This window comes from Tepidimonas aquatica, assembly GCF_007556585.1.
GTDB classification, from domain to species: domain Bacteria; phylum Pseudomonadota; class Gammaproteobacteria; order Burkholderiales; family Burkholderiaceae_C; genus Tepidimonas; species Tepidimonas aquatica.
This window is the reverse complement of the sequence record NZ_VJNA01000002.1, coordinates 46,683-57,725: the sequence shown is the minus strand read 5'-3', so window position 1 is coordinate 57,725 and position 11,043 is coordinate 46,683. Positions and strand designations below refer to the sequence as shown.

The window sequence follows — 11,043 nt, the reverse complement described above, 5'->3', positions numbered from 1 at the left end:
GTGCATGGGTTGGCGAGGAACCTTGCAGTTACGCTACGACCGGCTTGAACACGGCACCACGCTGGCGTTTGAACACGACGGCCCGCTGCGCGTGCTGCGCACGCTGTACCCCGAGGGTACTTCGGTGTGCCACACGGTGCTGATCCACCCACCGGGCGGCATTGTGGGCGGCGATACGTTGGAGGTGGCCATCACGGTGGGTCGCGGCGCCCACGCCCTGCTGACCACCCCGGGAGCCACGCGTTTTTACCGCTGCGACGGCCAAGCCGCGGCCCAAACGGTGCGTGCGCGCTTGGCCCCAGGTGCGCGGCTGGAATGGCTGCCGCAAGAAACCATCGCCTACCCCGGTTGCGTGGCCAGCAATTGCTGGCACGCGGATCTCGCGGCTGACGCCGAAGTGTTGGCGTGGGAGGTGTGCGCGCTGGGCCTGCCGCAGGCGAAGCAGCCTTTCAGCAGCGGCGTGTTGCACCAGAGCATGGCGGTGGATGACATCTGGTTGGACGAGGGTCGGCTGCACGCAGGTGACGACTGGCTGCTGAACGGAGGGCCGGGTCTTGCTGGGCACCGCGCCCTTGCCACGCTGGTGCTGGCCAGTGGCAGCCCGTGGACCGTGGAGCGGCGCGAGCACCTGCTGGCCACCGTGCGGGCGTTGCTGCCCACCGCGTTGGAGCCGGTGGCGGCCGGCGCCACCTGCCCCCACGAGCGCGTGCTGGTGGTGCGCGGCCTGGCGCCGATGGTCGAGCCGCTGATAGCGCTGTGGCAGCGTTTGTGGGCAGCCCTGCGCACGGCCGCTTGGGGCTTGCCTGCCCCTGCGCTGCGCTTGTGGCGCGTTTGAACGCCCACGCTACAGCGCCACCATGGTGCGCACGCCGTGCACCTCCATCTCCTCACCACTGCCGCTGGCCACCACGGTGCCCCGATCGAGCACCACGTAGCGATCGGCCAGCTCACGGGCAAAATCGTAATACTGCTCCACCAGCAAAATCGCCATCGGCTGACCGTCCAGCCCCTCACGGGCGAGCTGACGCAACACCCGCCCAATGGCTTGGATGATGTTGGGCTGGATGCCCTCGGTCGGTTCATCCAGCACCAGCAAGCGTGGACGGGCCGCCAACGCACGCGCAATGGCCAACTGCTGCTGTTGACCACCAGACAAATCCCCTCCGCGGCGCTGCTGCATTTCGGCCAGCACCGGGAACAACTCGTACAGCTTGGGCGGCACGGCCACGTTGGCCGGTTGGCTGGCCAACCCCATCAGTAGGTTTTCGCGCACCGTCAAGCGCGCAAAAATTTCGCGCCCCTGGGGCACATACCCGATGCCGCGGCGGGAGCGCTCGTGAACCGGGCGGTGCGTCAAGTCCACCCCTTCCCACACCACCCGCCCACTGCGCACCGGCACCAAGCCCATCAGCGCCTTCAACAGGGTCGTCTTGCCCACCCCGTTGCGCCCCAGGATGACCGTGATCTCACCGGGCCGCGCCTCCAGTGATATGCCGCGCAGGATGTGTGAGCCACCGTAAGCTTGGTGGAGAGCATCGATCTGCAGCATGCTTGTTCAACGCCCCAAATAGACCTCGATGACACGTGGATCACGAGCCACCTGCTCAAATCCACCCTCGGTCAACACGGCGCCGTCACAAAGCACGGTGACTTGGTCGGCAATCGCGCGTACAAACGCCATGTCGTGCTCCACCACCACCAGCGTGTGCTGACCTTTGAGGGTCCGTAGCAATTGCGCGGTGCGCTCGGTTTCATCGTCCGTCATGCCGGCCACCGGCTCGTCCAGCAACAACAACCTTGGCTGCTGGGCCAGTAGCATGCCAATTTCCAACCATTGTTTTTGGCCGTGGCTCAACGCCCCGGCCGGACGCTGCGCGTGGGCCTCCAGATGGATCAGTTCCAGCAGTTCGACCAAACGCGCACGCTGCGGCGCCGACAGTCGAAACGTGATGCTCGAGCGCACCCTCTTGTCGGCCGCCAAGGCCAGCTCCAGGTTCTCCCACACGGTCAGGCGCTCAAACACCGTGGGCTTTTGAAATTTGCGCCCCACCCCCATCGCTGCAATTTGCGGCTCTCGCCAGCGCAACAGGTCGATTGTGGTGCCGAGGTACACACTGCCGCGGTCGGGTTTGGTGCGGCCCGTGATCACGTCGAGCATGGTCGTTTTGCCCGCTCCGTTGGGACCGATGACCGCGCGCAGCTCGCCCAGCGCGATGTTCAGACACAGGCCGTTGAGCGCCTTGTAGCCGTCGAAGCTGACATGCACATCGTCCACGTAGAGGATGCACCCATGGCTGGTATCGATGGCACCGGGCGCCACCGGATGGGCCAACGGCGCCGCCCGCCCGCCGCTACCACCATGGACCGCAGCGCGCTGCCGAGCCCGTGCCCAACGCTCGGCTCCGCTTTGCATCAAGTCGGGTGTCATGGCTGCCGCCCCCCCAGCAGCCGCTGAGCCCAGCGGCGCGCCAACCCAACCAAACCGTCCGGCATCCACAGCGTGACGGCGACGAAAAGCGCCCCGAGCACATACAGCCACACTTCGGGCGCCAGTACCGTCAGCCAGCTTTTGGCCCCGTTGACGGCAAACGCACCCACAAGCGGCCCAACAAGCGTACCGCGCCCCCCCACCGCCACCCACACCGCGATTTCAATGCTGGCCGCGGGGCTCATTTCCCGGGGATTGATGATACCGACCTGAGGCACGTACAAGGCCCCGGCCACCGCGCACATGATGGCCGACAGTGTCCACACGGCCAGTTTGTACGACAGTGGATCGTAGCCGCAAAACATCACACGGCTCTCGGCATCGCGAATCGCCTGCAACACGCGCCCGAATTTGCTGCCGACCAACCAACGCGACACAGCATAGCAGCCCACCAGCGCCAGTCCCGTGAGCGCCAACAACGCCACGCGTGTTTCGGAAGCGGTGATCGGAAAGCCAACAATGCGCTTAAAATCGGTGAAACCGTTGTTACCACCAAAACCAGTTTCATTACGGTAGAACAACAGCATCGCAGCAAACGTCAACGCCTGCGTGATAATCGAAAAATACACCCCTTGGATGCGTGATCGAAATGCAAAGTAGCCAAACACCCACGCCAACAACCCAGGCACCAAAACGATCAACAGCAGCGTCGCCGCAAAGCTGTCCGACAGCGCCCAGTGCCACGGAAGCTCCTTCCAGTCCAAGAAGACCATGAAATCGGGCAGCTCACTGCCGTAGTTGCCATCGGTGCCGATCTGGCGCATGAGGTACATCCCCATCACATAACCACCGAGCGCGAAAAACAACCCGTGGCCTAGACTGAGAATGCCGCTGTAGCCCCAGATCATGTCCAGCGCCAATGCACAGATGGCGTAGCACATGATCTTGCCCAACAGGGTGATCCAGTGGTCGCTGACATGCCACACGCTGTCGGGCGGCACCAGCAGGTTGAGTGCAGCGGCCACCACGGTGGCCACAAGGACAACCCATCCGACCAGCACCGCATCGCGCCCCCAAAGGCGGCCGCCCGGAACACCCAACGCTGGTCCCGCCATGGTTGCATGGCCGCACGACTCCGCACTCATGCTTGCCGCCCCTTCAAAGCAAACAACCCTTGTGGACGCTTCTGAATAAAGATCACAATGAGCACCAACACAGCGATTTTGGCCAACACGGCGCCCACCCAACCCTCAAGCCATTTATTGAGCAAACCCAACCCGAACGCGGCGGCCACGGTGCCCGTCAACTGCCCTACACCGCCCACCACCACAACCATGAACGAATCGATGATGTACGCTTGGCCGAGATCCGGGCCGACGTTGCCGATTTGGCTCAGCGCAACGCCGGCCAAGCCTGCCACGCCCGAGCCGAAGGCGAACGCATAGGCGTCGACGCGCCCGGTGGGAACGCCCATGCACGCTGCCATGGGCCGGTTCTGCGTGACCGCGCGTACGAACAGCCCCAGCCGCGTGCGCTGCAGTACCCAACCTACGCCGAGCAGCACCGCCACCGCAAACCCGACAATGACCAGACGGTTCCACGGCAGCGCCATGCCCCCCCACAGTTCCACCGAGCCGCTAAGCCATGCGGGGTTTTCCACCGTCACGTTTTGCGCCCCAAACAGACTGCGTACCGCTTGCATCAGAATCAGACTCAGGCCCCAGGTTGCCAGCAGCGTTTCCAGCGGGCGTCCGTACAGGTGACGAATCACCCCCCGCTCGATGGCCGCCCCCACCAAGGCCGCCACCCCAAAGGCAGCGGGAAGGGCTGCTACCAGGTACCAGTCAAACCATTGCGGCGCCCATTGGGCAAACAGCCGCTGCACCACGTAGGTGGTGTACGCACCAACCATGATCAACTCGCCGTGCGCCATGTTGATCACGCCCATCAACCCGTACGTGACCGCCAGCCCAAGGGCGGCGAGCAGCAGGACCGACCCTAAACTGATACCGGCGAACAGGTTGGCACTGACTTCAGCCAACGTCAGCGTCCTTTGCAGACGTTGCTGGGCGGTTTGCAACGCACGGCGCACGCTCGCGTCGGCATCGTCCGCGTGTTGCTGCAGCAGCGCCAGCGCCCGCCGCTGTCCGCTGGCCGCCAGCACCTCGGCGGCCCAGCGCCGCTGGGCAGGATCAGCGGCCCCCAACTGCACAGCCGCCAGCGCTTGTTGAAGCATCGTGGCGGCGCGGCTGTCCAGCGCCGGGTCGCGCTGTGGCGCCAGTGCCGCTTGCAACAGTGGCTCCAACTGGGCGTCGGGGTCGTCCAGCATGGCGTCGCGCAAGGTCGCCGCTGCGTTGCGTTGCCGATCCGGATCGTTGGACTGCAACGCCAAACCGGCCTGGGCCAGCGATAACGCGGCCCGCAACCGGTTGTTCAACAGCGGTGCCTCTGCCTCGGGCGGAGGGGTGTCGGGCTGACCGGTCTCGACACGTACGATGGCCCCGTCGGGTTGTTCGATCCATACCTTGCCATCGTGCACCCGCACGCGCTCCTCTTGGAGCGCGCGCAACAGCGCAGCAGCCTGCGCGTCGGGCTGCGCGGCCAGCCGTGTGATGGCCTGCACACGCTCGTCGACGTCGCCTTCCACCACCGCCAGCGCGTCTGCGCCGCTCAGCGCGCGGGCCAGCGCCGGCACGCACAGCAACACACACAACGCCCACCAACGTTTGCAGAGGCCTTGCATCGCCAGTTTCACCGTGCAGGGTCGACAGCCTCAAGCCTTTTCCGGGACGTCTTTTTTCTTCTCATTGCCCGGGATGAAGGGGCTCCACGGTTGTGCACGGATCGGACCCTTGGTCTTCCACACCACGTTGAACTGGCCATCCGCACGCACCTCGCCAATAAAGACCGGTTTGTGCAAATGGTGGTTGCGCTCGTCCATTTTGACCTTGAAGCCGCTGGGCGCATCGAAGGTTTGACCAGCCATGGCTTCGATCACGCGGTCCGTGTCGATGCTCTTGGCTTTTTCGACGGCCTGTTTCCACATGTGAATACCGATGTACGTCGCCTCCATCGGGTCGTTGGTCAACGGCTTGTCCTTGTGACCAGGAATGTTTTTAGCCTTGGCGTACGCCGCCCATTTTTTAATGAAAGCGTCGTTGGTCGGGTTTTTGATCGACATGAAGTAGTTCCACGCCGCCAGATGCCCCACCAGTGGCTTGGTGTCCACGCCGCGCAGCTCTTCCTCGCCGACGCTGAACGCGACCACAGGCACATCCGTAGCCTTGAGCCCCTGGTTGCCAAGCTCTTTATAAAACGGCACGTTAGAGTCGCCGTTGATGGTCGAAATCACACAGGTCTTTTTACCGGCGGCGGCAAACTGCTTGATCTTACCGATGATGGTCTGGTAGTCGCTGTGTCCGAACGGTGTGTATTCCTCCATGATGTCGGACTCGGGGATTCCCTTGGACTTGAGGAAGGCGCGCAGGATCTTGTTGGTGGTGCGCGGATACACGTAGTCAGTCCCCAGCAGCACGAAACGCTTGGCCGAGCCGCCGTCTTTACTCATCAGATATTCCACTGCCGGTATGGCCTGCTGGTTGGGCGCAGCACCGGTGTAGAAGACGTTTTTGGACAACTCTTCGCCTTCGTACTGCACCGGGTAAAACAGCAGGCCGTTGAGCTCCTCAAACACCGGCAGCACCGATTTACGACTCACCGATGTCCAGCAGCCAAACACCGCCGCCACTTTATCCTGGGTGAGCAGCTGACGGGCTTTCTCGGCAAACAGGGGCCAGTTCGACGCCGGATCGACCACCACCGGCTCGACCTTGCGGCCCAGCACGCCGCCCGCGGCATTGATTTCATCGATGGTCATCAGGGCGATATCTTTGAGCACCGTTTCCGAAATCGCCATCGTGCCCGACAGCGAGTGGAGAATGCCCACTTTGATCGGACCCGATTGGGCACGCGACGGTAGTGGACCGAAGGTGGCCATAGCGGCCGCCGCCGACAAAATCTTCAGGGTGGAGCGACGTTGCATCATGGTGGTTCTCCGCAGTGGACGACTTTGTGGAACGAACCTAGGCATGGGGCGGCCAGGCTCAGCGGCCACCCACCCCTAGACCACGCGAGTCATGGTAGGTACAACGTTTCCCCACGTCTGTACGCCAGATGGCGTACGAGGCATGCTCAGGCCGCCGCGTTGGGACGCAGTTGTGGCACACGTTGCAGCGCCAACGCGGCCGCCGCCGTGCGTGTCTCGACACCCAGCTTGGCGTGAATACGCTCCAGGTGCTTTTTGACGGTGGCGGGGCTGGCGCCGACGATGTCGGCAATGTCGCGGTTGATCTTGCCTTGCACCACCCAATACAACACCTCGGCCTCCCGGGCGGTCAGACCGAATGTCTGCATCAGCGCCTCCAGCACACTGGTGTCCGACGTTTCCTGCATGACAATCAACCAATGCCCTCCCTCGCTGTCGGCGCTGGTGTCGGCTGGATCATCCACCGAGCGATACAACCGCAAGGTCAACCGACGCGTGCCTTGCGTCAACGTCAAACGCGGCGGCTCGACCGGGGACTCTTGGCGACACAGCTCCGGGCCGTGGCGGCGCAGCCACTGCAGCACCGGCTCTGGCGTCACGGGCGCCTCGGTGCCGCAATAGCGCCACAGCAGCTCGCGTGCCAGTGGCGTCTGCCACAGCAGCCGCCCGTCGCGCATCCGCACGGTGATGGTGGCGAACCCGAAAGCATCGAGCGCGTTGCGCGCTTGCTGCTGCACGATCGAGCCCTGGCGAATTTGCCGCGAGGTGCGCAGGTGCACCCCGATGCGCGCGATCACCTCCTGCGGCTTGACCGGCTTGGTCACGTAATCGACGGCGCCGGCTGCCAGTCCTTCGATCAGGTGCTCCGTCTCCGTCAAGCCGGTCATGAACAAAATCGGGATGGATGCGGTGCGCTCGTCAGCTTTGAGCCGGCGCGCCACCTCGAAGCCGTCCATGCCTGGCATGAGTGCGTCCAGCAAAATCACGTCGGGCCGGGCTTGACGGGCGCGCACCAAGGCGGTGGGGCCATCGCTGGCCACCAACGCGGTGTAGCCCGTCTCATCCAACATGTCGTGCAGGGCCGCAAGGCTCTCGGGCACATCATCGACGATCAAAACCAAAGGACTGCTCTCAGGTTGCAGCACATGGGGTCGCATCGCACGCCTCCGTCAGCCATCGCTCCAGGGTCTTGAGATCCAGCGCCTGCGCGGCCTGGCGCAATTGCTCGGCCGCAGGCAAACCGGTTGCGTCGTCCAGCACCCGTTGCACCCCGCGCGGATACCCAAGCCGTACGCATTGCAGCAACCGCTCCCGCACCTCGGGCGGCCATAGACGCAACGCAGCCACCGGCGCTGGTGGCGCGCCGGCGCTGACCGGGGCGGGCAGCGCGGCCGGAGGGTGGTCCGACGCCAACGCCGCCACTTCGGGTAAGTACAAACGCAGAACAAACGTTGTGCCCTGCCCCAGCTCGCTGTGCACGCGTAGCTCGCCACCCATGAGCTGGGTCAACATGCGGGCTATCGTCAACCCCAGGCCCGACCCCGCATGTTGGCTGCCCGCGGCGCCGCGCGCAAAGGGCTCGAACACCCGCTCCAGCTCGGCCGCACTGATGCCTGGACCGGTGTCGATGACCTCCACGGTGGCCACATCACAAACGTAAGCCATCCGCAGCGTGATGTGTCCCGTCTCGGTGTAGCGCACGGCGTTGCCCAGCAAGTTGAGCAACACCTGCCGCAGTCGAGACCCGTCGCAACGCACGGCGCTTGGCCAGCGGGTGGGGCCTTCCAGGGCCACGCGCAACCCTTTGGCCTGGGCCTGGGGGGTCAGCCACGCCACCATGTCCTGCACCAAGGCCCGCAAGTCGGTTGGACGCACGTCCAACGTGACTCGCCCAGCTTCGATGCGCGCCAAATCCAGCGTGCCTTCAATGAGCGACAGCACGTGCTGACCGCCGCGCTGAATCATGGCCAGCGCATGGGCCTGGCGGGCGCTGAGGCTGGCGTCCCGCTGCAAGGCCTGCACGTACAGCATGATCGCCCCCAACGGTGTGCGCAATTCGTGGCTGATGGCGTACAGGTAACGTGTCTTGGCATCGTTGGCACGCTCAGCACTGCGACGGGCGGCTTCGGCCGCCTCACGGGCACGCTGCAGCTGCGCATCGGTGCGGCGATGTGCCTCAATCTCACGCAACAGCAGCCGCGTGTAGCGATGGGTTTCTTGTTGCGCCACTTGGCGTGCCCGCTGCGTCAGCACCAGCCACCAGATCAACACCGCCCCGAGTGTGAGCAGCACGACGTAAACCTTGCGGTAGACCTCGGTGACCCACGCCAACGCGACAGGGTCGGACACGGCACGCTGCGCATCCTGACGCGCCAGCAAACCAAGCAGGGCAGCCAGCACCAACGCTGCGACCGACAACGCCACCAGGTAGTGGATCAACCCGGCATCGACGTACGGCTGCAGCCGCCGCGGCAACCATCGCCGCAGCCAGGCGCGCAGCTGGGTGCTCAAGCGGGCGTGCGGTTTGCAGGCGTCGCCACAGCGCGCGTCGAGTGTGCAGCACAGCGAGCAGATCCAGCCGCCGTAAGCCGGGCAACGGGCCATGTCGGGCCGCTCGTAGCTGCCCTGGCATACCACACAGCGCAACTGCAAGGGCGCACCTTCGGCATCGGCTTTATCCGTGGCCACCACAGCGGCGTCGGCGCGACGCGCCAAGTGATACCGTCCCCGTGTGACGGCCCCCAGCAACAGCGTCAACCCGAATGCCGCCGACATCGCCACCAGCGCCGAAAACGCCTGCGCCCAAGAGCCCAGCCATCCGAAGTGCGCCGCCACCCCCAACAGCGACGCCCCCAGCATCGCCCCCACCCCCACCGGGTTGATGTCCATCAAATGGGCACGGCGGAACTCAATCGCCCGGGGCGACCACCCCAGAGGCTTGAGCACCACCAGGTCAGCCACCACCGCCACCAGCCATGCCAACGCCACATGCGCGTACAGCCCGAGCACCGCCCCCAGGGCATGAAAGACGTTGAGCTCCATCAGCAGCCACGCCAACGCTGTGTTGAACACCACCCACACCACCCGGCCAGGGTGGTGGTGCGTCAAGCGCGAGAAAAAATTGCTCCATGCCAACGAGCCCGCGTAGGCATTGGTGACGTTGATCTTGAGCTGGGACACCACAACAAACAGCGCAGTCGCCGCCACCGCCCAGCCCGACGGTAACATGTGCCCGTACGCCACGAGGTACATTTGGTTCGGGTCAACTGCCTGCGCCGCCGACACACCGTGCTCCAGCGCCAGGTGCGCCAGCCAAGCCCCCGCCAGCATCTTGAGCACGCCCGGCACCACCCAACCCGGACCGCCCACGGCCACAGCCAGCCACCACCGTGCGCGACGGCCGGGCTGCGGCTGGGGCATGAAGCGCAAATAGTCGGCTTGCTCGCCCATTTGGGTCACCAACGCCAGTGCAACCGTCAGCGCGGCACCAAACAGGTGCCAATCGAACGTCTTGGGTACCTGGGGCGCACCCTCCTGGTGCAACCAACGGGCCATCGAGCCGGGGTCGTTCAGCCACACCGCAAGCCAGGGAAGAATCATCAACGTCAACCAAAGCGGCTGCGTCCAGCGCTGAAATCGGCCAATCAAAGTCACCCCGTGCGTGACCAGCGGAATGACCAGCAGCGCGCTGATCAGGTAGCCCCAAGAGGAAGGAATGCCAAGGGCGAGCTGCAGCGCGTAAGCCATCACTGCCGCTTCCAACGCAAAAAAGATGAACGTAAAGGTGGCGTAGATCAGCGAGGTCAGTGTCGAGCCAAGGTACCCAAAGCCCGCACCACGGGTCAACAAATCCATGTCCACCCCGTGGCGTGCCGCGGCCACACTGATGGGCCACCCCACCAGAGCAATCAAGACACCCGCCGCCACGATGGCCGCCGCCGCGTTGAGCACGCCAAACTGGAGCATCAACGTCGCGCCCAGCGCCTCCAGCACCAGGAACGACGACACCCCAAGCGCCATGTTGGCGACACGACCGGCTGACCAGCGCCGAAAGCGCTGCGGCGTGTAACGCAGCGCGTAGTCTTCCAGCGTCTCACTGGCCACCCAGCGGTGGTATGCACGCCGCACCGGTGCGATTGGCGCTTTTGGTGCAGATCCCGGGTTGGCCTGGTCGGCAGTGTGGTTCATGCCTGTGCAGGCTTGCAGCTTTCGTGCCATCGATGCGCGTTGGCACAGCGCTTGCTTCAAGCAACAGCATGGACCTGTCACCACGCGAGAAAGACAAGCTGTTGCTGTTCACCGCGGCCTTACTGGCCGAGCGTCGGCGCGCACGCGGATTGAAGCTGAATTACCCAGAGGCCGTTGCCCTCATCAGCGCCTATGTGCTGGAAGGCGCCCGTGAAGGCAAAACGGTGGCGCAACTGATGAGTGAGGGCCGCCACGTCCTGACCCGCGACGATGTGATGGACGGTGTGGCCGACATGATTCACGACATTCAGGTCGAGGCCACTTTCCCTGATGGCACCAAATTGGTGACCGTACACCAACCGATCACGTAGAGAGCCACGTG

General features: G+C 64.4%; 9 protein-coding genes. 2 read left to right on the top strand and 7 right to left on the bottom strand.

Annotated elements, in window-relative coordinates:
* Positions 1–4 precede the first annotated feature (4 nt).
* Positions 5–835, top strand: coding sequence for an urease accessory protein UreD (locus tag Taqua_RS01080; RefSeq protein WP_144324199.1), 831 nt, complete (start codon positions 5–7; stop codon positions 833–835).
* Positions 836–844: 9 nt separating this feature from the next.
* Here the strand turns inward: Taqua_RS01080 and urtE are convergent, their stop codons facing one another.
* From urtE to Taqua_RS01045, 7 genes are all read right to left on the bottom strand, one after another.
* On the bottom strand, positions 845–1,549 hold the full coding sequence (gene urtE, locus Taqua_RS01075) for an urea ABC transporter ATP-binding subunit UrtE (RefSeq protein WP_132963461.1): 705 nt from the start codon (positions 1,547–1,549) through the stop codon (positions 845–847).
* Positions 1,550–1,555: 6 nt separating this feature from the next.
* Positions 1,556–2,428: an urea ABC transporter ATP-binding protein UrtD gene (gene urtD / locus Taqua_RS01070; protein ID WP_132963460.1), complete on the bottom strand. Its 873-nt coding sequence runs from the start codon at positions 2,426–2,428 to the stop codon at positions 1,556–1,558.
* Positions 2,425–3,573: an urea ABC transporter permease subunit UrtC gene (gene urtC / locus Taqua_RS01065; RefSeq protein ID WP_425472559.1), complete on the bottom strand. Its 1,149-nt coding sequence runs from the start codon at positions 3,571–3,573 to the stop codon at positions 2,425–2,427. The genes urtD and urtC overlap by 4 nt, the downstream gene beginning before the upstream one ends.
* Entirely contained in the window at positions 3,570–5,171 is a 1,602-nt protein-coding gene (gene urtB / locus Taqua_RS01060; RefSeq protein WP_144324198.1) for an urea ABC transporter permease subunit UrtB, read from the bottom strand. The genes urtC and urtB overlap by 4 nt, the downstream gene beginning before the upstream one ends.
* A gap of 30 nt (positions 5,172–5,201) precedes the next feature.
* The gene (gene urtA / locus Taqua_RS01055; protein ID WP_132963479.1) at positions 5,202–6,470 is read right to left on the bottom strand and encodes an urea ABC transporter substrate-binding protein; all 1,269 of its coding nucleotides are present in this window, start codon (positions 6,468–6,470) and stop codon (positions 5,202–5,204) included.
* Between the two features lie 149 nt (positions 6,471–6,619).
* Entirely contained in the window at positions 6,620–7,630 is a 1,011-nt protein-coding gene (locus Taqua_RS01050; protein ID WP_144324197.1) for a response regulator transcription factor, read from the bottom strand.
* Positions 7,605–10,601 carry an ATP-binding protein gene (locus Taqua_RS01045; RefSeq protein WP_342780889.1) on the bottom strand — a complete coding sequence of 999 codons (2,997 nt, stop codon included), beginning with the start codon at positions 10,599–10,601 and terminating at the stop codon, positions 7,605–7,607. Before Taqua_RS01045 ends, Taqua_RS01050 begins: the two co-directional genes overlap by 26 nt.
* A gap of 128 nt (positions 10,602–10,729) precedes the next feature.
* Between Taqua_RS01045 and Taqua_RS01040 the strand changes: the two genes are divergently transcribed.
* Positions 10,730–11,032, top strand: coding sequence for an urease subunit gamma (locus Taqua_RS01040; RefSeq protein WP_132963456.1), 303 nt, complete (start codon positions 10,730–10,732; stop codon positions 11,030–11,032).
* Positions 11,033–11,043 lie beyond the last annotated feature (11 nt).

Bases quoted from the DNA above. Each gene is read 5' to 3' on its own strand.
- urtA (WP_132963479.1), bottom strand. From the start codon at position 6,470: ATGCAACGTCGCTCCACCCTGAAGATTTTGTCGGCGGCGGCCGCTATG.
- urtC (WP_425472559.1), bottom strand. From the start codon at position 3,573: ATGAGTGCGGAGTCGTGCGGCCATGCAACCATGGCGGGACCAGCGTTG.
- urtD (WP_132963460.1), bottom strand. From the start codon at position 2,428: ATGACACCCGACTTGATGCAAAGCGGAGCCGAGCGTTGGGCACGGGCT.
- Taqua_RS01050 (WP_144324197.1), bottom strand. From the start codon at position 7,630: ATGCGACCCCATGTGCTGCAACCTGAGAGCAGTCCTTTGGTTTTGATC.
- Taqua_RS01040 (WP_132963456.1), top strand. From the start codon at position 10,730: ATGGACCTGTCACCACGCGAGAAAGACAAGCTGTTGCTGTTCACCGCG.
- Taqua_RS01080 (WP_144324199.1), top strand. From the start codon at position 5: ATGGGTTGGCGAGGAACCTTGCAGTTACGCTACGACCGGCTTGAACAC.
- urtE (WP_132963461.1), bottom strand. From the start codon at position 1,549: ATGCTGCAGATCGATGCTCTCCACCAAGCTTACGGTGGCTCACACATC.
- urtB (WP_144324198.1), bottom strand. From the start codon at position 5,171: ATGCAAGGCCTCTGCAAACGTTGGTGGGCGTTGTGTGTGTTGCTGTGC.